The organism is Paenibacillus naphthalenovorans (assembly GCF_900099895.1).
In the GTDB taxonomy this organism is placed as follows: domain Bacteria; phylum Bacillota; class Bacilli; order Paenibacillales; family NBRC-103111; genus Paenibacillus_G; species Paenibacillus_G naphthalenovorans.
Window position 1 is genome coordinate 62258 of sequence record NZ_FNDY01000016.1, and the last position, 24154, is coordinate 86411.

The 24154-nt window shown below is 52.5% G+C and carries 21 protein-coding genes and 1 pseudogene; 17 read left to right on the forward strand and 5 right to left on the reverse strand.

From position 1 onward, the window contains the following. Nucleotides 1-47 precede the first annotated feature (47 nt). Together BLT35_RS15950 and BLT35_RS15955 are read right to left on the reverse strand one after the other, a co-directional pair. The gene (locus BLT35_RS15950; protein ID WP_062410299.1) at nucleotides 48-860 is read right to left on the reverse strand and encodes a hypothetical protein; all 813 of its coding nucleotides are present in this window, start codon (nucleotides 858-860) and stop codon (nucleotides 48-50) included. A gap of 14 nt (nucleotides 861-874) precedes the next feature. Further along, nucleotides 875-3082 carry a M1 family metallopeptidase gene (locus BLT35_RS15955; RefSeq protein WP_074728918.1) on the reverse strand — a complete coding sequence of 736 codons (2208 nt, stop codon included), beginning with the start codon at nucleotides 3080-3082 and terminating at the stop codon, nucleotides 875-877. Nucleotides 3083-3288: 206 nt separating this feature from the next. Between BLT35_RS15955 and BLT35_RS15960 the strand changes: the two genes are divergently transcribed. From BLT35_RS15960 to BLT35_RS15985, 6 genes and pseudogenes are all read left to right on the forward strand, one after another. Continuing rightward, nucleotides 3289-3801 (forward strand): YwhD family protein, encoded by a 513-nt coding sequence (locus tag BLT35_RS15960; protein WP_062410301.1) that lies wholly within the window; start codon nucleotides 3289-3291, stop codon nucleotides 3799-3801. A gap of 611 nt (nucleotides 3802-4412) precedes the next feature. Next, nucleotides 4413-4713, forward strand: a pseudogene (locus BLT35_RS28065) (hypothetical protein); the annotation flags it as partial. 199 nt (nucleotides 4714-4912) lie between these two features. Then, nucleotides 4913-5305 (forward strand): Fur family transcriptional regulator, encoded by a 393-nt coding sequence (locus tag BLT35_RS15970; protein ID WP_054817039.1) that lies wholly within the window; start codon nucleotides 4913-4915, stop codon nucleotides 5303-5305. Next, complete coding sequence (locus BLT35_RS15975; RefSeq protein ID WP_054817040.1) at nucleotides 5284-6072, forward strand: winged helix-turn-helix domain-containing protein; 789 nt, start codon at nucleotides 5284-5286, stop codon at nucleotides 6070-6072. Before BLT35_RS15970 ends, BLT35_RS15975 begins: the two co-directional genes overlap by 22 nt. A gap of 130 nt (nucleotides 6073-6202) precedes the next feature. Then, nucleotides 6203-7657, forward strand: coding sequence for a catalase (locus tag BLT35_RS15980; protein ID WP_074728921.1), 1455 nt, complete (start codon nucleotides 6203-6205; stop codon nucleotides 7655-7657). Nucleotides 7658-7697: 40 nt separating this feature from the next. After that, a complete protein-coding gene (locus BLT35_RS15985) occupies nucleotides 7698-8138 on the forward strand; it encodes a Dps family protein (protein WP_062410303.1) in 441 nt (146 codons plus the stop codon). Between the two features lie 173 nt (nucleotides 8139-8311). Here the strand turns inward: BLT35_RS15985 and BLT35_RS15990 are convergent, their stop codons facing one another. After that, a complete protein-coding gene (locus BLT35_RS15990; protein ID WP_062410304.1) occupies nucleotides 8312-10384 on the reverse strand; it encodes a transglycosylase domain-containing protein in 2073 nt (690 codons plus the stop codon). Between the two features lie 282 nt (nucleotides 10385-10666). Here BLT35_RS15990 and speE point away from each other — a divergent pair, with 282 nt between their 5' ends. Then, nucleotides 10667-11494, forward strand: coding sequence for a polyamine aminopropyltransferase (gene speE, locus BLT35_RS15995; protein ID WP_062410305.1), 828 nt, complete (start codon nucleotides 10667-10669; stop codon nucleotides 11492-11494). A gap of 26 nt (nucleotides 11495-11520) precedes the next feature. Then, the gene (gene speB / locus BLT35_RS16000) at nucleotides 11521-12390 is read left to right on the forward strand and encodes an agmatinase (protein ID WP_062410306.1); all 870 of its coding nucleotides are present in this window, start codon (nucleotides 11521-11523) and stop codon (nucleotides 12388-12390) included. 88 nt (nucleotides 12391-12478) lie between these two features. Here speB and BLT35_RS16005 read toward each other — a convergent pair whose 3' ends face one another. After that, complete coding sequence (locus tag BLT35_RS16005; RefSeq protein ID WP_062410307.1) at nucleotides 12479-13357, reverse strand: metallophosphoesterase; 879 nt, start codon at nucleotides 13355-13357, stop codon at nucleotides 12479-12481. A 133-nt stretch (nucleotides 13358-13490) separates the two neighbouring features. On the opposite strand from BLT35_RS16005, the gene BLT35_RS16010 reads away from it, so the two are divergent. Beyond that, nucleotides 13491-13994: a YwiB family protein gene (locus tag BLT35_RS16010; protein ID WP_074728923.1), complete on the forward strand. Its 504-nt coding sequence runs from the start codon at nucleotides 13491-13493 to the stop codon at nucleotides 13992-13994. Between the two features lie 4 nt (nucleotides 13995-13998). Here BLT35_RS16010 and BLT35_RS16015 read toward each other — a convergent pair whose 3' ends face one another. Continuing rightward, nucleotides 13999-15177 (reverse strand): S8 family peptidase, encoded by a 1179-nt coding sequence (locus tag BLT35_RS16015; protein WP_062410308.1) that lies wholly within the window; start codon nucleotides 15175-15177, stop codon nucleotides 13999-14001. A 468-nt stretch (nucleotides 15178-15645) separates the two neighbouring features. Here BLT35_RS16015 and rpoE point away from each other — a divergent pair, with 468 nt between their 5' ends. The 8 genes from rpoE to rpmE all read left to right on the forward strand — a co-directional run bounded on the left by rpoE (nucleotide 15646) and on the right by rpmE (nucleotide 24129). After that, nucleotides 15646-16230, forward strand: coding sequence for a DNA-directed RNA polymerase subunit delta (gene rpoE / locus BLT35_RS16020; protein ID WP_062410309.1), 585 nt, complete (start codon nucleotides 15646-15648; stop codon nucleotides 16228-16230). A 168-nt stretch (nucleotides 16231-16398) separates the two neighbouring features. Further along, entirely contained in the window at nucleotides 16399-18000 is a 1602-nt protein-coding gene (pyrG, locus tag BLT35_RS16025; protein WP_054817042.1) for a CTP synthase, read from the forward strand. A 239-nt stretch (nucleotides 18001-18239) separates the two neighbouring features. Next, on the forward strand, nucleotides 18240-18632 hold the full coding sequence (locus BLT35_RS16030; protein ID WP_054817043.1) for a response regulator: 393 nt from the start codon (nucleotides 18240-18242) through the stop codon (nucleotides 18630-18632). A 305-nt stretch (nucleotides 18633-18937) separates the two neighbouring features. Continuing rightward, nucleotides 18938-19792: a class II fructose-1,6-bisphosphate aldolase gene (gene fba, locus BLT35_RS16035; RefSeq protein ID WP_054817044.1), complete on the forward strand. Its 855-nt coding sequence runs from the start codon at nucleotides 18938-18940 to the stop codon at nucleotides 19790-19792. Between the two features lie 114 nt (nucleotides 19793-19906). Next, on the forward strand, nucleotides 19907-21160 hold the full coding sequence (gene murA / locus BLT35_RS16040; RefSeq protein WP_054817045.1) for a UDP-N-acetylglucosamine 1-carboxyvinyltransferase: 1254 nt from the start codon (nucleotides 19907-19909) through the stop codon (nucleotides 21158-21160). Between the two features lie 91 nt (nucleotides 21161-21251). After that, complete coding sequence (gene rho / locus BLT35_RS16045; RefSeq protein ID WP_054817046.1) at nucleotides 21252-22559, forward strand: transcription termination factor Rho; 1308 nt, start codon at nucleotides 21252-21254, stop codon at nucleotides 22557-22559. 12 nt (nucleotides 22560-22571) lie between these two features. Continuing rightward, on the forward strand, nucleotides 22572-23849 hold the full coding sequence (locus BLT35_RS16050; protein ID WP_062410310.1) for a radical SAM family protein: 1278 nt from the start codon (nucleotides 22572-22574) through the stop codon (nucleotides 23847-23849). 82 nt (nucleotides 23850-23931) lie between these two features. Continuing rightward, nucleotides 23932-24129, forward strand: a complete 198-nt coding sequence (gene rpmE, locus BLT35_RS16055; protein WP_054817048.1) for a 50S ribosomal protein L31 — start codon at nucleotides 23932-23934, stop codon at nucleotides 24127-24129. Nucleotides 24130-24154: the final 25 nt, after the last annotated feature.

Here is a 24154-nt window from a genome sequence, read left to right on the forward strand (position 1 = left end):
CCGGTCCATGGCGGACCGGTGCTTCTGCGGTCTTATTAGGATATCAGCTACGCTTTCTCCGTCCAAAGCGCATATTGTGTGCTGATGGCCCATACTTTAATAAACATTTGAACCAGCCGATAGGCTTGTAATCCGATCAGGGCCAGAAAGCCGGCCCAGAAAAACGAGGCCGCCATCACCGCGGCGGACACGGCCAAAGCGATTCCTGCTACGGATAAAGAAATCAGCATAATGGCGGGCAGATGGCGAATCACAAACAGCAGGGTGTAAATGGCCGACCTGCCGTCGGTTTTTCCGATCTGAAGGAACAAAAAGACGAGCTGGAGCACAAACCAATAGGCGATGTAGCCGGCCAGCGCCGGCGCCAGCGCTTTCCCGAAGGAAATATATGAAGTCTGATGCCCGTACAGCTCTATTGTATAAGGAACCAGCCAGTAGAGCGGAGAGAGCAGCAGCGCCAGTTGGATGAAGTAGAGGCCGAAGAAGGGAAGAGACAGCTTTCGAATCCCCTCCACGAACCGGTAGCCTGCGTTCATGTCCCGATGTTGAAGCGAGTAATATACCCCCGCATTAAGCAGCGGATGCACCAGCATTCTTAATCCCAGAAGGCAGATGCCCCACCACAGAAACGGCTCCAGCAGGTCCGTCTTCATGATCTGAAAATGACCTTCGATCCAGAACAGCTGCGAAGCTGTGACGGGCAGGTCGCTCCCCGGATAACGATGGAGAAGGGGGAGGACGACGGATTGAATCAGCTTATACAGCGCGACGCCCCAGATGAGATTGTATATAAAGAGGGTAAAGACGGCAAAAGGCTGCTGCCAGGCCAAGGTCCAGCCTGCTTTGATCCGGTTCCACATATTCCTCGCTCACCTCACCATGCGACCCAGCCAAACAAGGTCTCCAAAATTTTCACAACACTTACGTTCCATCGCACCGACAGCTTCTTATCGACTTCCGTTTTCATAAAGCCGTTGATCCGCTTGTTCTCCAGCACGATAGAGTGCTCCGGGTCTATGGCCGCCCACGACAGCGGAGCCGTGTGATTCAGCTTCATGATGACTTCGCTGTCGGCGCCGTTCCATGTTTTATCGAGTTGTGTTCCATCGGCAAATTGAAAACGGACCGGGACATTTTGGTAGGTGCCTCCAAGCTTGCGCAGCTGCACGCTGTTCTCATAGTAGGTTTGGCCATTTTCTGTCACCTGCTGCACTTTGATGCCGGTTACGGCGTAGTCGACCATCATGCCGTTATAAACGTATTGATCAAAAAACGGCTGCCAACTGGTTTTCGTCACATCTTCTACGACTTGTTGAAAATCCGACGTAGTCGGGTGCTTGAATTTCCAGCGCTGGAAATACGTTCGCATGATCTTGTCCATGGTCTCTGCTCCGACCTGACGTTCCATGGCCTTCAGCACCAGCTTGGCGCGGGTATATACATTCTCGGCATAGTGATGGTGTCCGTCATAGCTCCAGGCATTCTTCAGCAGCGCCGCCGGATTGGTGATGTAGCTCGACTCCACGAGCAGATTCGGGCGAACGCCGTATTCCGCTTCCATTAACTTGTCTTCCACATAAGAGGTAAAGCCTTCGTCGAGCCACGCCTCTTCAAATTCATTGCTGGCGACCATGCCGTAAAAAAATTGGTGGCCGATTTCATGCACCACAACCCGTTCCAGCTCCAGACTCGGGTTCTCTTCGGCTGCTCCCCATGCGGTAATCAGCGTAGGGTATTCCATTCCTCCGGCTCCGTTGCCCTCCTCCGGCGGCACGACGATCGACAGCGTGTTGTAAGGATAACTGCCGTACCACTGAGAGTATCGGGCGAGCGCTTTTTTGGCGGCTGTCATATAACGGGCCTTCAGATGCTCATGCTTCGGATCCAGATACAGCTTGATGCGGACGCCGGGCAGATGAGGAGTGGCGTAGGGTTCTTCATGGTATATAAAATGCGGCGAAGCGGCCCAGGCAAAATCATGCACATCGTCGGAGTAAAACGAGTAGGTTTTCGTTTTGCCGTCATCGGAGACGGGTTTGGTCGGGAAGCCGGTGGCCGCTACCTTATAGGCGGAAGGCACCTTGATTCTAACGTCGAATATGCCAAAGTCCGCGTAAAACTCCGAATTCCCGTGATACTGGTGCAAATTCCAGCCCTCATCTGTCCGGCCGCGGGTGCCTTTGGGCTCGTATACGGCGATTTTGGGAAACCACTGGCCGGCCATCACAAAATCGTTCGCATAGCCCATTCTGGCGAAAACCTGCGGCAGCTTCACGGAAAATTGGGTCAGCAGATCTACACTTCCGCCCGGCATGACGGGCTTTGGAAGCGGTACCCTGATCAGGGTGTTGTCGTCCTTGTTGCCGTCATCCGGCTGGACATACTCCATCCGGTCGATCAGCTCCATCTCGGCTCCGTCAAGCGTTCGAATGGAGCTGACCGTCATGCTGCCAAAGCTGTCTTCCTTGCGGACATCGTCCCGCAGCTTCCCGCCGGATTCCTTCATGAACGTCGTTTTCTTGGACTCGAACGCATTGGGATACAAGTGAAAATAAAGCTCCTGCACCGGGCGACTTCCCGGGTTTTTCCAAGTCATCGACGAGGTGCCTTTAATCAGCTTGCCATCGGCATCCAGTTCTACGTTGAGATGATACTCGACGATGCGGTTGGATAATGGCTTCGGCGCCGGTTTCTCTACAGGCTTGACCGGCAAGCTGGGAGGTGCGGGAGGAGGGGCCGCCGGTTCGTTCACTCGTCCGCTAACCGGCTCCGCATGTGCTGTCGGCAAAAAAATGCCCGTAGATGAGCCGTCCGCTTGTCCCCTGGCTTGAGGCCATGCCGGCGCCTCAACGATGGAGTGCCCCGCGGTTGACCTTATGGGCTTCAGGTTGAGCGGATCCACCCCCCCTTCAGCAGGGAACACGGCAGGGTAAGCGGCTTCGGCGGAAAGCTTCCAACCGGCGGAAGGAGTTCCCGACCGGAAGTCGGACGACAGCAGGGCATTCGTCAGCAGTGTGACACCGCAGGCGAAGATTGTAAGTAAGCCCCATGATACAAGGGGGCTGCCGATTCGTTTTTTCATCCATATTCACCCCGTTGACAAGCATCTACAGCATGTATATGTTTGTGGGACGAGGATTATTTCTGCCTTTTTTCCTTTACGGGTTTTTCCCGGGCATTTGCGTTTGGGAACGGAGCGGCTTCGATTTATTTACATGCTCCGGTACTTTGGCTACAATAATAACGAGTAAGATTGAACTATGCGGAACTTTGAATTATAGGATAGGGATGGTGTGCCTTGTGGATATAAATGAAAAGAAAAAACTGCCTTCACTTAATATTGTCAGCAATAAGGAAACGAAGCACCGCGGCTTTGGCCAAGGCTCGATCGACCTGAGCCAATTATCCTGCGTCATTATTGACGAGGGAGAAGCCTATATCGATCAGGGGGCGCTGCATGCCAAGAGCAAAATAGAAAAAGGGATCAAGTTTACCACGAACAAGGATGAGGTTCCCAACGGACGCCCCTGCTGGATCGTTTGGGTGGCAGTGGATTTCAAGGAGGACGGCAAATACTATGCAGGGGTCACTTCCTGCGAGATGACGGTAGATCCGGAGGCGCGCAAAGGCTGGAAAGTGCTCGCCGATCATGTGAACCGGATGGATTATGCGCTAAAGCGCCGCATTATGCTCGATAATCTCGGGGAACGGGAAAAAGCCGCTCTCAAGAAACTGATGATCGAGAACGACCCCGGCATGTGGGAACGCTCCGAAGCGGAACTCAAAGAAGCGCTTGCGTAAAATTTGTACATTATGTGACGGTCATTGAACGGCCTGACATAACGATGTATACTAATGCCTAGTATATGCACCATATACTAGGACAGCAAAAAGGCAGACCTTTGGTCTGCCTTTTTGTGTTGTGTACGCCCAGCAATGGGCGTCATCTCTAGGGTGAGAGTCCCGAACGGGGGCTGGCGAGCGCCTACCGTTAGCCAAGGGCAAGGATGTCCGCCGCGAGGCGGAATCTGAAGGAAGCCGGAGGCAAAAGCACGGGCCAAGGTACACGAACCCAATTTGAGGCAGTGTTAGTCGGATGAGCCTCCACACCAAGGCAAAATCCAAAGCCGCCAAGGGCTGACGCTGTAGACTTGGGTGGTCGCGGGAAAGGAGAGAGGAAACCGATGCGTTCGCGCGAAGAGCACAGACAGCCGAATATCTCGCAAGAGAGCTTCCGGCAAAGAGCAGCGGTGAAGCCGCAAGGGTATGTCGGGGTGCCGAGTCCTTCGCCGGCACAAGTCGCCCCTTCCTCTCGCGAAGACCAGAACGAACTGCTGGAGAGGGTGCTCGAAAAGGATACCTTCGGCTCGCTTACAAACGAGTCGTCCAAAACGGAGGAGCGCCCGGAGTGGACGGAAGAAGGTACGCCGCAAGGCGGTCCCTTAAGTCCGCTCTTGGCCAACATCCTGCTGGATGACCTAGACAAAGAACTAACCAAACGCGGGTTGCGGTTTGTCCGTTATGGGTGCGAACTCGTCTCCGCGAGCTTCGGGCACTTGGGGCGCCTGAATGGGCAGCTCTCATGATGGCTAATTCCCGCCGGGGTGCTTGAAAAATGTCCCGGAACACAAATAATGCCCTCCCGGCTTCCTACTGGGAAGCAAGAGGGCTGAGAAGTTTAGTTTGCTTTCTCGTTATCTGGAACTTTGTTAACCTTCGGAACCGCCGTATGCGGACCCGCATGTACGGTGGTATGAGAGGACGGGGGTTAGTCGCCCTCTCCTACTCGATTTGCGCAGCTGCCGGCGGCCTTTCAGCACGGAAGATAACGTCCTTTGGTTGATTATTGGTTGACCAAGTCCAATATAAGATTTATACTAAATCTAAATATAAAATAAAGGAATGAACCCCTATGAATAAAATCAATTTGACTGCACAGCGCAAAGCGGTTCTTGAGGCTGTCCAATATGACGATGGACACCCGACGGCCGCGGAGGTGATGGAGAGACTGAGAGAGCAAGGCCAGCAGTTCGCCTATGCTACGGTTTATAACTCCCTCAAGTATTTGACGGATGTAGGGCTGCTTCGCGAGCTTAAATTGGGAGAAGCGGCAAGCCGTTATGATGCAAGAGTGGACGATCACCATCATATTGTTTGCAAACAGTGCGGACGAGTGGACGAGGTACTGAGTCCGACGCCGGACGAATGGATTACGGCGGTGGAGAAAGCGACGAATTACAAAGTCAGCAATTCCCATGTTGTCTTTGAGGGGGTATGCGGTACATGCGCACAGCACAAAGTGTAAATCTGTTCCAAAATTTCGAGATTACGGATCAAAGCCGATTGCGGGAGGAGGATTCTTGGATGCTGGGGAACGTATGCACCCGTACGCAAAGAGTGATTGTCATCAGCCCGTTTCCGAATCGGTTGGGCGAACTGATTGGCAGGCTGGCTTCGGACTGCTTCGATATTCTGGTGTTCCACCGTTACGATCCCTTGATGATGAAGGAGCTTAACGTAAATACCATCATCTATGATTTGACATCGTCTCAAGACGTGGAGCGGGACGCGCAGCACGCCGTTTCTTTATTTTCGCAATCGCTCCGGCAGCCCCGGCTTCTTTTTTTGGTGAACGGGCAGACGGCGGCAGCTGCTTCAGCAGATTCGGCAGCCGAATTTATCAGCTGGCCTGCCGGCGATATCCGGGAAACCGTGCGGCGCATAAGCGAAGCGGTTCCGGAATCCGGGTTCACGCCCGACGTTTCCTCCGGCCGGAGTGTGTTCAAGGATTTGACGGTCGATTCCAGAAAAATGGCGGTTTACCGGGGGCAGGTACGGCTTGATTTGACGAAAACGGAATATGAGCTTCTGCAGCTTTTCCTTCAATCGGAGGGTGCGGTGCTTTCACGGGAAGATATTTTGAATCAGCTATGGGGGAGCTCGTATTTCGGCGGCAGCAACGTGGTTGACGTTCATGTGAAAAGCTTAAGGAAAAAGCTGGGCGACTCGGCTGGAGAAGCCAAGTACATCTCTACGGTAAGAGGTGTGGGGTACCGGTTGGCGGATGAGTGAGCGGCAGATTCGCCTTCATCATTTTTTCATGTAATTTTCATTTGAATATCATGATTTGGCGGTCAGCGCATGTTATGATCATATCAAGATTTAAACCAAGTCTAAATTTAAATACAAGGAGTTGCTTGATATGCATAACAGACTGACTACCAATCAAGGCGCGCCGGTAGGTGATAACCAGAATTCGAGAACAGCCGGACAACGGGGTCCGACACTGCTGGAGGACTACCATTTGCTCGAAAAGCTGGCTCACTTTGACCGCGAACGTATTCCGGAGCGTGTCGTTCATGCCCGCGGCGCAGGTGCTCACGGGGTATTCCGGACGGAGGCCAGCATGAAGGCGTACACGAAGGCTCACTTCCTGCAGGAGGTGGGGCAGGAGACGCCGGTGTTCGTCCGTTTTTCCACGGTTATCCACGGTACAGGCTCACCGGAAACGGCTCGCGACCCGCGTGGATTTGCTGTCAAGTTTTACACAGAGGAAGGCAACTATGATTTGGTAGGGAACCATCTGCCGGTGTTCTTTATCCGCGATGCGATTAAATTCCCGGACATGGTCCATTCCTTAAAGCCCGCCCCGGACACGAACGTTCAAGATCCGGAGAGGTATTGGGATTTTATGACCTTGTCTCCTGAGTCCACACATATGATGACCTGGGTGTTCTCCGACAACGGGACCCCGGCCAACTATCGGCAAATGAACGGCTTTGGCGTTCACGCCTTCAAGTGGGTGAATGCGGAAGGCAAGGTCATTTATGTTAAATATCATTGGAAGTCGCTTCAGGGTGTCGTGAATTTGTCGGCTGACGAGGCGCGCGAAGTGCAGGGCAGAGACTTTAACCACGCTACCCGGGATTTGTTCGATAACATTGAAAAGGGGAATTTCCCGCAGTGGGAGCTCTATGTTCAGATGATGCCGGTTGAGCATTTGGACCGCTTTGCGTTTGACCCGCTGGATGCGACGAAGGTATGGCCGGAGGATATGTACCCTCTGCACAAGGTCGGCACCATGACGTTGAACCGGAATCCGCAAAACTATTTTGCGGAGGTGGAGCAGTCCGCATTCGCTCCGAGCGCGCTGGTTCCCGGGATCGAGCCGTCGGAAGATAAGCTGCTTCAAGGCAGACTGTTCTCTTATCCGGATACCCAGCGGTACCGTCTGGGCGCCAATTATCTGCAAATTCCGGTCAATTGTCCGTACGCTCCGGTAAGAAATCATCAGCGCGACGGCTTCATGAACGTGAAGCAGGATCCGAGCCCGGTTAACTACGAGCCGAACAGCTTCGAGGAAAGTCCGAAGGAGGCTCCGGAGTATGTGGAAAGCCGTTCGCCGCTTTATGGTGTCGCAGGACGTCAGCGCATCGATAAAACGGACGATTTCACACAGGCGGGCGAACTTTACCGCAGCTTCTCCGATCAGGAGCGCGATCATTTGCTCAGCAATCTGGTCAATGATTTGAAGCAAACCAATGAAAAGATTCAACTCCGTGCCGTATGCAACTTCTTCCGCGCGGACCGGGAGTACGGCATGAGACTTGCGCAAGGACTGGGCCTCGACATCAGCGAATTTATGCCGAAAAACTAGCTTGGAAAAAAATAAATCAAAAGAGGGGGAGAAAATAAGTATGCAGCTAACCTTACACGAAACGCTCAACAGACAAATCGCCAATTGGTCCGTCTTGTTCGTTAAGCTTCATAATTATCATTGGTATGTGAAGGGACAGCAATTTTTTACGCTTCATACCAAATTCGAAGAGCTCTATACGGAAGCGGCGGCACATGTGGATGCTCTCGCCGAACGTCTGCTGTCGCTCGGGGGCCTGCCCGTCGCTACAATGAAGGGCTGCCTGGAGCTGGCTTCCGTCGGGGACGCCACGGGCAAAGAGACTGCCGAACAGATGGTCAAATCGATCGTTGACGATTTTGAGACCATGGTCGGTGAGCTGAAAACGGGGATGAAGCTGGCCGAATCGGAAAAAGACGAAACGACCGGCGACCTGCTCCTCGGCATTCATTCCAGTCTTGAGAAGCATGTGTGGATGTTGAATTCGTTTTTGGGCAAATAAGAGACATGATTGGAGGAAGGGGCGCTTGACGCCCCTCTTTTTCAGCTTCGATGATGGTTCTACGTACGCTTTAGTGAGTTGAAGGCTGTCTTGAGAGGCAATCCCCCAAGCGCTTCATGTCGTACTTGCGGCCGGCGTACGCAGCCCGCTTGCTTCCCATTCTGCTCCCGGTGCTAGCTGTTCCACCAACGCTTCAGGTCTTCCCACCACGTGCCGTTTTGTTTTCTTTTCGCCGGTTCGGAATTCTGGTCTCCGTCATTCCGGGCCGGCTGCTGCGTGCAGTATTCCGTTGGCTCCGTGCCTTGAACGAACGCTTCCATCCGTGAATCGGGACAGCTCTCGTTGGCCAGCTTGCCGGTCGCCGGATCGATGTAGACATTCACGACGCCTTCGGGGATCGGGAACAGCTTCGGGGGCACCGACTCCAGCGTCCGTTCCGTGAACTCGGCGAAGATCGGCGCCGCGAGGTGAGATTCGACCGCGCTGATGTTGCGGTCCTTATCATAGCCGACCCATACGGCCGTCGACAGCTCCGGCGTGTAGCCGACAAGCCATGCGTCCGTATTCGTCGTGCCGGTTTTGCCGGCAACGGGGCGCTTCAGCACGCTTGATACACGGCTGCCCGTGCCGCCTTGGTCGAAGACGCCCTCCATCAGCTTGGTCAGCACGTAGGTGTACGCGGGCTCAATGACCGTCTCCTGCTTTGGCGCGGCCTCATAGAGCACGCGTCCGCGCCGGTCTTCAATGCGCAGAATCGCTGTCGGCTCGACGCGAACGCCTTGCCCGGCCAAGATGCCGAAGGCTGAAGCCATTTCGAACGGGCTGACCGGAAAAGTGCCGAGCGCCAAAGACGGCATCGGCTTCATCGGACTTGTGATGCCCATCCGTCTTGCCATCTCAATGACGCGTTCGGGTCCTGTTTCCAACACCGTATGCACGGCAAAAATATTGTCTGATTTGGCAATCGCCGTACGCAAATCAATCCAGTCGAAGTATTTATTGCCAAAATTGCTGGGCGTGTAGGTTTGCCGTCCCTGATCGTAGGTGAATGTCGTCGGTTCGCTGAGATACCGGGTGACCGGTGAAAAATGCTTTTCCTTCAGCGCCGTTAAATACACGATCGGCTTGAAAGACGACCCCGGCTGCCGCGTATTCGCGAACACGCGGTTATATTGGTTCTCCCCGTAATTGCGCCCGCCGACCATCGCCTTGACATAACCGTTGCGGGGATCGATCGCGACAAGAGCCGTCTGAATCTCCGGGAAGTCCTTCAGCTGCTCCGTGACGACGTCTTCCGCAATCTTTTGCGCTTTCAGATCCAGGGATGTATAGATGCGAAGTCCGCTTTCCTCGAACTCTTTTTCCTCCATACCGAGCAATTCCGTGCCCAGCCTCCGCACATAGTCGTGAAAATAAGGCGCCGTCACAGGCTTTTTGTTTGCCAGCGGCAGGATGTTCAGCTTTTCCCGCGCCGCTTCATCCGCCTGCTTCTGCGTAATATAGCCGGCCTCGACCATGGTTTGCAGCACCGTTTTTTGCCGGTTCATCGCATTTTGCAAATCATAATAGGGGGAATAATAGCGCGGGCCCTTCGGTATCCCTGCCAGCAGGGCGCTTTCGGCAAGGGACAGCTCGGATGCGTTCTTGCCGAAAAACAGCTGGGAAGCCGCTTGAATGCCGTATGTAGAGTGCCCGTAATAAATTTGGTTCAAATATTGCTCCAAAATTTGATCCTTGCTCATTTGAAGCTCCATTTGTACGGCATAGTAGGTTTCCTTGATTTTGCGCGTCCATGTTCTCTCATGTGTTAAATACAGGTTCCGCGCCAGCTGTTGGGTAATGGTGCCTGCTCCCTGGACCTTGGACATATGCTGCAGGTTTACCCAGGCGGCCCTGGCTATGCCTTTGGGATCGAAGCCGAAGTGGCCGTAAAAGTTCCGGTCCTCAATCGCCAGCGTCGCTTCAATTACCTTCGGGGACATCTCCTTCAGGGAAATCATCTGGCGGTTTTTGCTCCCGCCGTACGCTTCGATCATGGTGCCGTGCACATCGTACATTTCGGAAGCCATCGCCATTTTCGATACGGGAAGCGACTGCGAACGCATGAACAGTATGAGAACCAGCAAAGCGGCTGCGCTCAACATCAGACAAGTAAAAGAAAATGATATCCACTTCTTCAATCGTTTCCCCAAGCGTTCCAAGGGATCGGTTTCTGCGGCCGTCCGTTTACTCCGCTCTTCGCTCATGTCATTCGCTCCTTTCCCGGGAAAATAAGTTCTATTATCCAGTATGGAAAAACATAGAAAACCCTATTCATGCGAATGTAACAGAAACGTTAAATTTTTTTAAAAATCGTTCGGATTCCCGGCGTTCGTATTTGCATTTTCGGGTAGATCCACTATAATACAATTTGACATGCAAGAGACCGGCTGAAACATACCAAAATAACAGTTGTCCGCCCGTCCTGCGGTTTCTCCATTGGGATGGAAGCCGATGAATATGCGCTTTTGCGAAAGGTGGAATTACATATGGAATTATGGTACACAGAAAAACAAACCGATAACTTCGGCATTACGGCAAAAATCAGCAAGACTCACGTTACGGAAAAAACGGATTTTCAAGATCTTGCGATGATCGAAACGGCCGAATGGGGCACGATGCTCGTGTTGGACGGAATGGTCATGACTACCGTGAAGGACGAGTTCGTTTATCATGAGATGGTGGCGCATCCGGCGCTCAATACGCATCCGAATCCGAAACATGTTCTGGTCGTCGGCGGCGGCGACGGCGGCGTCATCCGCGAAGTGCTGAAGCATCCGGAAGTGGAAAAAGCGGTTCTCGTTGAAATCGACGGCAAAGTCATCGAGTATTCCAAGAAGTATCTGCCTTCGATCGCCGGCGCACTGGACAACCCGCGCGTAGAAGTGATCGTGAACGACGGCTACATGCATATTCACGACCATAAGAACACCTATGATGTGATCATGGTGGACTCCACCGAGCCGGTTGGCCCGGCCGTATCGCTGTTTACACAAGGGTTTTATAAAGGAATTTACGATGCGCTCAAGGAAGACGGTATTTTTGTTGCGCAAACGGACAACCCTTGGTTCAAGGCGGACCTGATCCAAAGCGTCAATCGCGACGTAAAAGAGATTTTCCCGATTGTGCGCGTATACTGTGCCAATATTCCGACTTACCCGAGCGGCCTTTGGACGTTCACAATGGGCAGTAAAAAATATGATCCGCTTGCTGTCGATGAAACGAAGATTCCGGAGATCGATACGAAATATTACACTCCGCGCCTGCATAAAGCGGCCTTCGCGCTCCCGAAGTTTGTGGAAGATTTAACGAAGTAACCGCCAAACCAAGGAGGTCTGAATCTATGAAACTCGATCAAAAATATTCCGGTAACGTCTTTATTCTCAGCTCGGACGACTATGCGGCGTCCCGGGCGGTCATCTACGGCATGCCGATGGACTATACGGTCAGCTTCCGTCCCGGTTCCCGGTTCGGCCCTTCGCGCATTCGCGAGGTGTCGATCGGTCTGGAGGAGTACAGTCCGTATTTGGATAAAAGCCTTGAAGATATCACTTATTTTGATGCAGGGGACCTCCTGCTTCCATTCGGTAACGCGGGACGCAGCCTGGAGATCATCGGCGAGTATGTGCGCGGCCTGCTGGCTGACGGTAAATTTCCGCTTGGCCTCGGCGGCGAGCATCTCGTATCCTGGCCTGTCATCCGGGAAGTGTACGCCAAGTACCCGGATCTCGCTTTGATTCACATCGACGCCCATGCCGATCTGCGCGAGCAGTACGAAGGCGAGCCGCTGTCCCACTCGACGCCGATCCGCAAAGCGGCTGCACTGATGGGCGGCAGGAACATTTATCAGTTCGGCATCCGCTCGGGCTCCCGTGAGGAGTTCCGGTTCGGCCGCGAAAACATTAATTTCTACCCGTTCGAGGTGCTTGAGCCGCTGAAGAAAGTGCTGCCGGAGCTTGCCGGACGTCCTGTCTATTTGACGATCGACATTGATGTGCTGGATCCGATGTGCGCCCCGGGCACGGGAACCGCGGAAGCGGGCGGCATTACGTCGAAGGAGCTGCTTGCCGCGATTCACGCGATGGCCGCTTCGGAGCTGAATTTCGTCGGCGCCGACATCGTCGAGGTTGCCCCGGCTTACGATCCGACGGAGCAAACCCAGATCGTCGCCAGCAAGCTGATCCGCGAAATGCTGCTCGGCTTGGTGAAATAACATCCAGATGAATAAAACCGGTCTTTTCGTCTTACTTTCAGGCGAAGGGCCGGTTTTTTGTCTGATGTATGCTGGGGCCCCGGCCTGCTTAAGCTTGGCGCAGCGTGAGCACCGTAAGCTCCGGGCGGCACAGGAAGCGGATGGGGTGCTGAGAGACGCCGATGCCCCGGTTTACGTATAATTGCAGCTTGTGATCGCCGATCGTGTATCCGCCGATCACATACTTCTTGCCGTACTTGGGGGTCACGACATGCCCCAGCAGCGGGATCCGTACTTGGCCGCCGTGGGTATGGCCCGACAGCTGTAAATCCACCTGGTGGTCAACGGCGACGTCGGCAAAGTCGGGGCAGTGCGCCAGCAGCATGACGAAGTCTTTCGGCTTGGCCAGGCGTGTCGCCTCTTTCACATCGGGTTTCCCCATCCACATGTCTTCTACGCCCGCGATCCACATCGTGCTTCCTCCGTGTTGTACGGCCGCCAAATCATTTCGAAGCATGCGGAATCCGCCCTCGGTCAGGAGCCCGGCTACTTCGGCGGATTCATTGAAATAATCATGGTTTCCGAGCACTGAAAACTTGCCGAGCGCCGCCTTCATGTTCGCCAAGGCCTCCGCATAACGTACCCCGTCCTTGCCGATCTCGTAATCGACCAAATCGCCGGTGAAGCAGATGATATCAGGCTGGAGTCCGTTGATCGTTTCCGCCAGCCGGAACAGCTCATCCGTATCGTAATGGAAGCCCAGATGGACATCGCTGAATTGGACAATTCGGATGCCGTCCATTCCCTGAGGCAATCTCGGCAAAGACAGCGTGACTTTGTTCACTTCAAGCCAGCGGCGTTCGGCATATCGGGCATATCCATAGGCGGTCGGCGGTAGGGCTATGATACCTGCTGCTGTTAGGGCCGCCTTCTTGAGGAATGTTCTTCGGGATAGTTTTCTTTTCGCCTTCCTTGTGCTCAAATCCATGAATGAACACATCCTCCGGGAATTATGGAATCAACATGCGAAAGCAGATACAAAAGTATCGCTTTAACCCTATTTGACGTAAAATAAACGGAGCAGGTTTCAAAAGCAGTAATTACGGGAGAGGATCGTTGAGATGACGGACAAGCACACATCGGCAGCCCACAGGCGCCGGGTCGACATTATATTAGAAAGCTTTGCCGCGGGAGAACGCATCGTGCGGCGTATGGATGGGGACTTGTTTCTGAAAGGGGAACAGGTGTACGTTCGTTACGATGAACCGCCCGAAGCGGAAATGGGCCGAACCGTTACTATGGTCAAGGCAGGACAAGGAGAGCTGCGCATCGTACGTCATGGCGATATTCGGCTTGAACAAACCTTTATCCCCGGGAAGCGGCATACAGGGTACTTGCAAACCCCGCAAGGCCGAATCGAACTGGAAACGGAAACCCTCAGTCTGGATGTACGGCAGGAAGGCCCACCGGACAGCTTGGACGACATAAGCGCTCCGGGCGGTCCGCTGACCATTGCCTGGAGCTATAAGCTGTCTGTGATGGGCGAAGATGGCGGGGAATACCGTCTCTTGCTTCGTGCCGTACCGCAGAAGGATTCGGATCCCGGATCCGGCCGGGCCTGCTGACCTGTCAGGATGATTTGTCTACGGCCTGTACCGCGCGGAAGGCATGAATTTCTTTCACGCTGCTGATTTTTTTTCCGGATTTGATAATAAATCGGGCGTTTTTCCTTAAAATTCTCTTTACGGCGAGCGGCCTCAGTCCCGGTCGCCGCGCAAGCATGAGGGCGATCACGCCCGACACGTGCGAGGTCGCCATCGAAGTGCCGCTCAGCTCGTGGTATTTGCCTCGCGGCCAGGTGGAATAGATTTTCTCGCCGGGAGCATAAATATCAATTTGTTTGCCTACATTGCTAAAAGGTGCAATTCGTCCTTTGCGCGTTGTGGCGCCGACGGCAATAACCTGCCGAAGCCGCGCAGGGTAGTCGACTTCCGCTTGCTTGCCTTCGTTGCCTGAAGAGGCGACGATGATGACGCCCGCCCGGTAAGCGCTGAGGACGGCAGCCTCCAACGCTCTGCTGTACGTTTTCATGCCGAAGCTCATGTTAATCAGTTGAATGCCGTTCGAGACGCACCATTCAATCCCGCTGACAATGTCCGAGACGAAGGCACCCCCTTGGTGATCGAACGCTTTTACCGGATGAATGAGCGCGCCGGGCGCTACGCCGATCATTCCTTTGTTCTGGGTATAAGCGGCAATGGTTCCTGCGATATGCGTCCCATGGCCGTTATCGTCTATAGGAAGCAAATGGCGGTTCAAAATATTCACGCCCCGGGAGAGGCAATGGCGAAGATCGGGATGGGAATAATCCGCTCCGGTATCGATGATGCCGATGCGGACTCGTTCGCCCCGGGATTTCCTCCAGGTCTGGGGTGCGCGGATATGCTTTATTCCCCAAGGAATGACTGTTTTCTCGGCTGACCTGCCGCCTTCGGAGGGCGATAACGTTCTGGCCATAGACATATTCCAAAAGCTGTGTACTTTTGCGCGGTTGTCTTCTTCGACAAAATGGATAAAAGGAACGGAACTGAGCTTTTCCGTCGAACGCAAAGTACACGAGATACCGCGAATCAGCCTGAGCGGCTGAATGTGTCGAAGCAGGGGCAGGGATTTGCGCTGCCGGCTGATGAGCCGGGCAAAAGCAGCGTAATCGCGCCCATGAGCAAAGCGGATAATATGCCGCTTCTCGGCGTTCTTCGAATCGACCACCGCCTCATGAAGCCACGCAACAAATGCTGAAGGATTCATAATCTTCCTCCCCCCCTTTAGCTGGCGAGCGTTCCTTAGTTATCGTATGTAGGAGGGTATACTCCCGTATGAGCGCATAACCTTATGCCAAATAAATAGGTTGTAGGCATGTGTCAAAGCGCATGGGGCTACATACGATATCAAGGGGGAGTGTCTGGTGTTCCCTCTTCTAGGGTCAGAGGAGCAAGGGAAGGCTCAAGAGTCCGGCTTTGGTCCTTTGGGGATACAGTCAGGAACGAAGGATTCCGCCTAATGGGCCGTCCGGCACAGGATCGGGTTACGGCATACGGCGTAATCCTTCGTTTCATTTCGCTAAAACCCCGTCAACCAGTTGCATTTTTGGATAAAATAAGGTTTACTAATTGAAGATAGTGGATATTGTAGTGATAAAGTTGCCGACTGTGAGCGGCCACGCTTCTCTGTAACAGTTGCAAGCGCATATAAATGTCGGAAAGGATGTGCCCCGAAATGAGTGCTCAGAACCTGCTTAAAATCGGTACGGAGCAAGCCAAGGAAATGCCTATGGTGGATCTCGCCTTTGAATTGCTGAAGGCGGCGAATACGCCGTTTTACTATCGGGATCTGATGATGGAAATCGCCAAAATAAAAGGTCTGTCCGATGACGAGGTAATGCAGGTCATCGCCCAGCTATATACCGAGATCAACATTGACGGTCGTTTTGCATGTGTAGGCACCAACCTGTGGGGCCTGAAGCGTTGGTATCCCGTGGAGAAATCCGAGGATGCTGTGGGCAGCGGCAAACGTCCGCGCATCATTAACGATGAAGACGATGACTTGGATGATGAGGATTTGTTCGCTGAAGAAGAAGATACGTTTGCTGAAGAAGACTATGACAGCTACGATTCTCCTCGCGACGACTACGATTCGGAGGATGAGGTGGAGGAAGAGACCGAATTCTTCGAAGAAGAGGAGGCTGACGAAGAAGTCCTGGATGAAGTGGAACTTGATGAGGAAGTTTCCGATCTGGAGGATGACCTCGACGATCTGGAAGAAGATTTCGAAAGTGCAGACGACGATAAAAATGACAAATAATAGCTGCGCCTCCTTTCTCCTTGACAGGTTGACCCGATCAGAGTAAACTATTTTCTGGGCTTTGGATGAACATTACGGACCATGAGGTCCTTTTGGATAAAAGTGCCCCGCCGGAGCGGGGGCTTTTTCTTTTTTTTTAGGCAAGCTAAACTTGGGAGGTATTACATAATGACAAAGTATATTTTCGTGACCGGAGGCGTTGTTTCTTCGCTTGGTAAAGGCATTACGGCGGCGTCGCTCGGAAGATTGCTCAAGAACCGCGGGCTAAAGGTCACGATTCAGAAATTCGATCCGTATATTAACGTCGACCCGGGAACAATGAGTCCTTATCAGCATGGGGAAGTATTCGTAACGGACGATGGTGCGGAGACAGACCTCGACCTTGGCCATTATGAACGTTTCATCGATATCAATCTGTCCAAGAACAGCAACGTCACGACAGGCAAAGTGTACTCCTCCGTCATCGCAAAAGAACGCCGCGGAGAATATTTGGGCGGCACGGTGCAAGTCATCCCTCACATCACAAACGAGATCAAGGAGCGGGTGTTCCGGGCCGGGCGCGAAGCCCAATCGGATGTAGTCATCACAGAGATCGGGGGTACGGTAGGCGATATCGAGAGCCTCCCGTTCCTCGAAGCCATTCGTCAAATAAAAAGCGACATCGGCCGGGATAACGTGATGTATATTCACGTCACACTGATTCCGTATCTGAAGGCGGCAGGAGAGGTCAAAACAAAGCCGACTCAGCACAGCGTAAAAGAACTCCGCGGCATCGGCATTCAACCTCAAGTTATCGTCTGCCGCACGGAGCACCCGCTGGCTGAAGACATGAAGCGGAAGCTGGCGTTGTTCTGTGATATCGACCCGGGCGCCGTTATCGAAGCGCGCGATGCAGAAACGTTATATGAGGTTCCGATGATGTTTCGCGAGCAGGGGCTTGACGACATCGTGGTGAATCATTTGAAGCTGTCCGCGAACGAGCCGGATATGACGGAATGGGAAAACCTGATCAAACGCGTTAAATCGCCTAAAGAAACGACCGAAATCGCCATTGTCGGTAAATACGTAGCGCTTCATGACGCTTATCTGAGCATTGTCGAGGCGCTGGGCCATGCCGGTATCGATTGCAACACCGAAGTGAAAATCCGCTGGGTGAATGCGGAAGAAGTGTACGACCACAACGTCGGCGAGCTGTTGGGCGGCGTTCAGGGAATTCTGGTTCCCGGCGGTTTTGGAGACCGCGGCATCGAGGGCAAAGTGACGGCGATTCGTTATGCCCGCGAGAACAAAATTCCGTTCTTCGGCATCTGTCTCGGCATGCAGGTGGCCGTCGTCGAGTATGCCCGTTCGGTGCTCAAGCTTGAGGGTGCGAACAGCTCGGAAATTCACCCTACGACGCCTTATCCGGTCATCGATCTGCTGCCTGAGCAGAAGGATATTGAGGATTTGGGCGGAACGATGCGGCTTGGATTGTATCCTTGCAAGCTCAAAGAAGGGTCGCTCGCGATGCGCTGCTATGGGGACGAGCTCGTATACGAACGTCATCGTCACCGGTATGAGTTTAATAATGAATACCGTGAAACGCTTGAAGCCGCAGGCCTGCATATTTCGGGAACCAGTCCTGACGGCCGCTTGGTGGAAATCATTGAATGTCCGGACCACCCTTGGTTTTTGGCGGTGCAGTTCCATCCGGAGTTTACTTCGAGACCGAACCGTCCGCAGCCGCTGTTTAAGCATTTTGTACAAGCGGCTTACACACACGGGCGATAATCTTGATATGTCGGGAGTGCCCTGCTTTCCGTAATGGATAGGCAGACAGCCGAATAACAGCCTTCGACTCGGCGAAACGGACGGAGGCTGTAATGTCTGCTTAATTTGTAAAACTTTTCAAAATTTTTTGGTGGAGACAGCAGGAATCGCGTTTCCGGTATAGAATATTTTGTTAGGTGTACAAATCAGGACGGAATTTCCCAAATGCATTGGGAAAACGAAAATGGGAGGGTACTCACTTGAAGAAGAAACTGCTCATCGTTGATGACCAGAATGGTATCCGTATATTGCTGATGGAGGTATTCAGCAGTGAAGGGTACGAGACATATCAGGCATCCAATGGTAAGTTGGCGCTTGAGATCGTAAGAAACGTGTCGCCCGATCTTGTTCTTTTGGATATGAAGATTCCCGGAATGGACGGTCTTGATATCTTGAAGCACATCAAGAGCATTGACGCTTCGATTAAAGTCATCATGATGACGGCTTACGGGGAGCTGGACATGATTAAAGAAGCTACTGATCTTGGAGCGATTATGCACTTTACGAAGCCGTTCGATATCGATGAGCTCCGTCAAGCCGTTAATCAGCATCTTCGTTCCTCGAATAACAGTTCATACGCCGTGGGATCCTGAAAAGGGTCTCTTTTTTTAAAATACAAGATTAGACAAGTCCACTGCGGTGGAAACTAAATCTGCAGGAATAGCTGCTCCAAACCTCGGATGTTTCTTCACCGAAAGCCTTCTTCCGTATGCCGATCATCGTATGGCCTATTGCTGATGTCACTGCGTTTGTTCCCGTTTTCATACCGTTCATATGCTGAGGGAGCCGGGTCACGGGATTCTCGTTTGTCCATTTGTATGGTATAATGGGCCAGTATGACTTTAGAACGGTATACAAGCCGGAAAGTTCAAATTATACTTAGAAGGAGAGAAATACTATGCCACTTGTTTCCATGAATGAATTTTTACCTAAAGCCAAGGCAAATAAATTTGCCGTAGGCCAGTTTAACATGAATAATCTGGAATTCGCTCAAGCGATTACGGAGGCGGCTGAAGAATTAAAATCGCCTTTCATTTTTGGCGTTTCCGAAGGCGCCCTGAAATATATGGGGATCGAATATACAGTGGCATTGGCTGAAGCTGCAGCGAAGAAATCGGGACTTCCCATCGCGCTGCATTTGGATCACGGCAGCAGCTTTGAAGTAGCCATGAAATGTATCCGTGCAGGCTTCAGCTCCGTTATGTTTGATGGTTCGCACTATTCATTTGAGGAAAATATTCGTTTGACCAAAGAAGTGGTGAAAGCAGCTCATGCGATGGGGGTATCCGTTGAAGGAGAGCTTGGGACCATCGGCGGTGTAGAAGACGATATCAGTGTGGATGAGGCTGACGCTGCTTTGGCTAAACCGGAAGAAGCGATCCGTTTTTACGAGGAAACCGGTGTCGATTGCCTGGCCATTGCCGTAGGTACGGCACACGGAATGTACGCGGGAGAGCCGAATATCCGCTTTGACATCATCGACAAGGTGGCGAGCGCGATTCCGGTACCGGTTGTACTGCACGGCGGCTCCGGCGTTCCGGATGAGATGATTCGCAAAGCCATTGCTGCAGGTGTAGGCAAGATCAATGTCAACACCGAGAATCAGGTGGCTTGTACGCAAACGATCCGCGAAGTGCTGAACAAAGACGCAAAAGTGTACGATCCTCGTAAATACCTCACTCCTGCTCGCAAGGCCATGGTTGAAGTGGTCAAATCCAAAATCCAGCTGTTCGGAAGTGCCAACCAAGCTTAAGGATACAGCGGGAAATACACTGGTTTAGGTGTGTTTCCCTTCTGTTTTTTTACCCTTATCAGTGTATTTGCTTGATCACCTTACATGTGGTGAAGTAGGAGGAAAAACAACGAAATGGAAAAACTGATGATTGCCGGCGGGCGCCCGCTGCGGGGAACGGTCCAAATCAGCGGAGCCAAGAATAGCGCGATCGCGCTTATACCGGCTGCCATTTTATCGGAATCCGCCGTAACGCTTGACAATTTGCCTGAATTGAGTGACGTTGCGATTTATACGGAGATTCTGGAGGAACTTGGCGCAACGGTCGACTGGAATCATGATAGAATGGTCATCGATCCAAGTCGGCTGATTTCCAGGCCGATGCCTAACGGTAATGTTAAAAAACTTAGAGCATCATATTATTTAATGGGAGCACTGTTGGGTCGATTTCGGGAAGCGACGATCGGCATGCCTGGGGGCTGTAATTTTGAACCGCGGCCAATCGACCAGCATATCAAAGGCTTTGAAGCATTGGGGGCATCGGTTACGAACGAAAATGGGGCTCTGCATATCAAGGCAAAGGAATTGCACGGAGCCAAAATATATCTGGATGTCGTCAGCGTAGGGGCGACGATCAATATCATGCTGGCGGCATCGCGTGCCAAAGGCGTTACAACGATTGAAAATGCGGCAAAAGAGCCTGAAATTATAGACGTAGCGACACTTTTGAACTCGATGGGAGCTAAAATCAAAGGCGCAGGGACCGAGACGATACGGATTGAAGGCGTGGATGCGCTTTACGGCTGCAGGCACTCCATTATTCCGGACCGGATTCAGGCGGGAACTTATATGATTGCCGCCGCTGCGACACGTGGCGACGTCATTGTGGACAACGTCATTCCTAAGCATTTGGAGGCCATTACGGCCAAATTGCAGGAGATGGGCGTGCATATTTACGAAATGGACGAATCGATTCGCGTCGTAGGACAGACGGATTATGAAAGTGTTGATGTCAAGGCGCTGGTATATCCGGGCTTTGCAACGGATCTTCAGTCTCCTATGAGCAGTCTGCTTACGCAAACCAAGGGTGTCAGCATTCTGACGGACTATGTGTACAGCAACCGATTCAAGCATATCCCTGAACTCCATCGCATGGGCGCGCGTATTAAAGTAGAAGGACGTTCGGCCATTATCGAAGGAGGCCCGCTTACGGCGGCCAAGGTGAAAGCGACCGATCTTCGCGCAGGAGCAGCGCTTGTGATCGCCGGGCTGATCGTTCCGGACGGCATTACAGAGATCACCGGCGTGGAGTATATCGATCGGGGCTACGATCATCTCGTGACCAATCTATCAAATCTGGGGGCCGAAGTTTGGCGGCAGCACGAATGAAGAAGCGGTATACTTTTCTTTCAAATTGGGTATGGCTATAATAGATCATTTGCAAAGTTTGAAAATTTAATAGTTTGGTGGTTGGATATGTATGGATATGCATCTGGCGCAATTGGAAGCGCTGAAGCTCACGGAATTATACAAGCTGGCTAAAAAGCATCAAATTCCGTATTACGGGCAGATGAAAAAAAAGGAACTTATTTTTGCGATTTTACGTGCTCAGGCCGAGCAAAGCGGCTTGATGTTTATGCAGGGCGTGCTGGACGTCCTACAGGAAGGGTTCGGATTTCTACGTCCGATCAACTATTTGCCCAGCAGTGAGGATATTTATATTTCCGCTTCTCAGATTCGCAGATTTGATCTTCGCTCCGGCGACATGGTTTCAGGGAAGTGCCGGCCTCCCAAAGAGAACGAACGGTATTTTGGTTTGCTGCACGTGGAAGCCGTGAACGGCGAGGATCCGGAAACAGCGGCGGAACGCCTTCACTTCCCGGCGTTGACACCTCTTTATCCGCAAAAGAGACTAATCTTGGAAACCTCCCCTACCAAACTTTCTACCCGATTGATGGATCTGTTAACTCCCGTAGGTTTTGGACAGCGGGGATTGATCGTTGCTCCTCCGAAAGCAGGAAAAACGCTGCTGCTTAAAGAAATTGCCAACAGCATCTCAACGAATCATCCGGATGTAGAGCTGTTCGTGCTTCTGATTGACGAGCGTCCAGAGGAAGTGACGGATATGCAGCGTTCGGTAAAAGGCGAAGTCATCGCATCTACGTTTGACGAGGTTCCGGAAAACCATATCAAGGTGGCCGAACTGGTGCTCGAGCGCGCCCAGAGGCTGGTAGAGCACAAGAAAGACGTTGTCATTCTGCTTGACAGCATTACGCGTCTGGCTCGCGCCTACAACCTTGTCGTTCCGCCGACAGGACGTACGCTTTCCGGGGGGATTGACCCCGGCGCATTCCACCGCCCGAAGCGTTTTTTCGGCGCTGCCCGCAACATCGAGGAAGGCGGCAGCCTGACCATTCTCGCTACTGCGCTTATTGAGACGGGTTCGCGCATGGATGACGTCATCTATGAAGAGTTTAAGGGGACCGGTAATTTGGAGCTGCACCTTGACCGTAAGCTGGCGGAACGTCGGATTTTCCCGGCGATCGACATTCGCCGCTCCGGAACGCGCCGCGAAGAGATGCTCCTGACCAAAGAGGAGCTTGATAAAGTGTGGGCGATCCGCAAAGGCATGAATGATTCCCACGATTATATTGAAGCTTTCTTTAAGCGGTTTGGCGAAACAAAAACAAATCAAGAGTTTCTGGAAACGCTGGAGCCTAACGGAGGCGGTCCTCAATCTGGCGGCAGTGGCGGTGCTTCCCGGCGGGTTAAGCATTCCGTCTCGTAGGAGGGTAGGTTCATGAATTTGGTTTATGCCGATCGTGATGGCAACGTCTACGATCATCCGGATTTTACGGGTCTTGGACGCAGCGGCGATACGGTGATGGAGATGCTGGAAGAAGAGCTCATTCCGCTGCCGGAAGGAGCCACCCTCGTCAGTTTGCCGGACACTCGCCCCATCGGCATCCACGTGCGAACGGGCGAAATGCAAATCGTCCCTGGAGAAGTATCGGCCGTCGGCGCTTTACTGCCGCAGGGCTTTACCCGTCTGCTGCTGCCCGGTTATGTGAAGGCGGATAAGAATAAGGTGCTTCCTTTGTTCGGCTATACCGCGGTCGTTTGGAAGGACGGCGGGTTTTATGTAGCGGCCGAGGCGAGTGACGATCCTGAGCGTTGGAATCCCCGGAATTGTGACCCGGACGAGCTGGAACTGCAAGTGCAGCGCATTCTGGGGCAGTATAAAGATAACCGGCTTTATCAGCACTTATCCAATTGTGCGCTCGGATACGAATGTTTAACGGCCTCGAACACGTTCCTGAATCGTTGGGAAGGCGCTGTTCCGGTCTCTTTCTCCTGTAATGCTGGCTGTTTCGGCTGTATTTCCGAACAGCCTGAGGACAGCGGCTTTCCTGCGCCTCAGACACGAATGAACTTCAAGCCTACCGTCGAGGAAATCATACAGGTGATGCTGGAGCATCTCAAAACTCCGGAGAGCATCATCAGCTTTGGGCAAGGTTGCGAAGGCGAACCGTCGACCCAGGCCAAAATGATTATCGAAGCGATCCGGGAAGTCCGGCGCCAAACGAGTACGGGTTTTATTAACATCAATACGAATGCCGGCCTGACGGATCATATCCGCGGTATTGTCGACGCGGGCCTGGATTTGATGAGGGTCAGCACGATCAGTGCTCTGGACGATCATTATAATGCTTATTACAAGCCCCGCGGCTACACGCTGAAAAACGTGGAAAAATCGCTTCGTTATGCGGCGGATCACGGGGTCGTCACTTCGATTAACTATTTGATTTTCCCGGGTGTGACGGATCGTGAGGAAGAGATGGAAGCCATGATCGATTTCGTGCGCCGAACCGGTCTGAAGCTGATCCAACTGCGGAATTTGAACATCGATCCGGAAAGCTATTTGGAGCTTATCCCGAAGCCGCGCGGTGAGCGTTACGGGATGAAGCAGATGCTGGATATTTTTCGGGAGGAGCTTCCCGGCGTCGTGCTCGGCTCCTATACGCATATCCCGCAGGAACTGGCTGACAAGCGTAAGAAACACTTGCAACACGGATAGCTCCATGGTATAATCCGATCATGTGTGCTAAAAGATAACTCTGATTCACATGGTGTTTCAGGGCAAAAGAGGTGAAAGAGTAATGAAAGAAGCTATTCATCCGACATACTATCAAACGACGGTTACTTGCGCATGCGGTAATACGTTTGAAACGGGATCCATCAAGCAAAACCTCCGTGTGGAGATTTGCTCCGCTTGCCATCCGTTCTTTACCGGTAAGCAGAAATTCGTGGATGCCGGCGGTCGCGTAGATAAATTCAAGAAGAAATACGGCATTTAATTTTTGTCAGATTCTATACAGCATG

Bases quoted from the DNA above. Each gene is read 5' to 3' on its own strand.
- BLT35_RS15970 (WP_054817039.1), top strand. From the start codon at position 4,913: ATGAATAAAATCAATTTGACTGCACAGCGCAAAGCGGTTCTTGAGGCT.
- BLT35_RS15960 (WP_062410301.1), top strand. From the start codon at position 3,289: ATGGTGTGCCTTGTGGATATAAATGAAAAGAAAAAACTGCCTTCACTT.
- BLT35_RS15980 (WP_074728921.1), top strand. From the start codon at position 6,203: ATGCATAACAGACTGACTACCAATCAAGGCGCGCCGGTAGGTGATAAC.
- pyrG (WP_054817042.1), top strand. From the start codon at position 16,399: ATGACAAAGTATATTTTCGTGACCGGAGGCGTTGTTTCTTCGCTTGGT.
- BLT35_RS15955 (WP_074728918.1), bottom strand. From the start codon at position 3,082: ATGAAAAAACGAATCGGCAGCCCCCTTGTATCATGGGGCTTACTTACA.
- rho (WP_054817046.1), top strand. From the start codon at position 21,252: ATGGATATGCATCTGGCGCAATTGGAAGCGCTGAAGCTCACGGAATTA.
- BLT35_RS15975 (WP_054817040.1), top strand. From the start codon at position 5,284: ATGCGCACAGCACAAAGTGTAAATCTGTTCCAAAATTTCGAGATTACG.
- BLT35_RS16050 (WP_062410310.1), top strand. From the start codon at position 22,572: ATGAATTTGGTTTATGCCGATCGTGATGGCAACGTCTACGATCATCCG.
- BLT35_RS15985 (WP_062410303.1), top strand. From the start codon at position 7,698: ATGCAGCTAACCTTACACGAAACGCTCAACAGACAAATCGCCAATTGG.
- speE (WP_062410305.1), top strand. From the start codon at position 10,667: ATGGAATTATGGTACACAGAAAAACAAACCGATAACTTCGGCATTACG.
- speB (WP_062410306.1), top strand. From the start codon at position 11,521: ATGAAACTCGATCAAAAATATTCCGGTAACGTCTTTATTCTCAGCTCG.
- BLT35_RS15990 (WP_062410304.1), bottom strand. From the start codon at position 10,384: ATGAGCGAAGAGCGGAGTAAACGGACGGCCGCAGAAACCGATCCCTTG.
- rpoE (WP_062410309.1), top strand. From the start codon at position 15,646: ATGAGTGCTCAGAACCTGCTTAAAATCGGTACGGAGCAAGCCAAGGAA.
- BLT35_RS16010 (WP_074728923.1), top strand. From the start codon at position 13,491: ATGACGGACAAGCACACATCGGCAGCCCACAGGCGCCGGGTCGACATT.
- rpmE (WP_054817048.1), top strand. From the start codon at position 23,932: ATGAAAGAAGCTATTCATCCGACATACTATCAAACGACGGTTACTTGC.
- BLT35_RS16015 (WP_062410308.1), bottom strand. From the start codon at position 15,177: ATGAATCCTTCAGCATTTGTTGCGTGGCTTCATGAGGCGGTGGTCGAT.
- fba (WP_054817044.1), top strand. From the start codon at position 18,938: ATGCCACTTGTTTCCATGAATGAATTTTTACCTAAAGCCAAGGCAAAT.
- murA (WP_054817045.1), top strand. From the start codon at position 19,907: ATGGAAAAACTGATGATTGCCGGCGGGCGCCCGCTGCGGGGAACGGTC.
- BLT35_RS15950 (WP_062410299.1), bottom strand. From the start codon at position 860: ATGTGGAACCGGATCAAAGCAGGCTGGACCTTGGCCTGGCAGCAGCCT.
- BLT35_RS16005 (WP_062410307.1), bottom strand. From the start codon at position 13,357: ATGGATTTGAGCACAAGGAAGGCGAAAAGAAAACTATCCCGAAGAACA.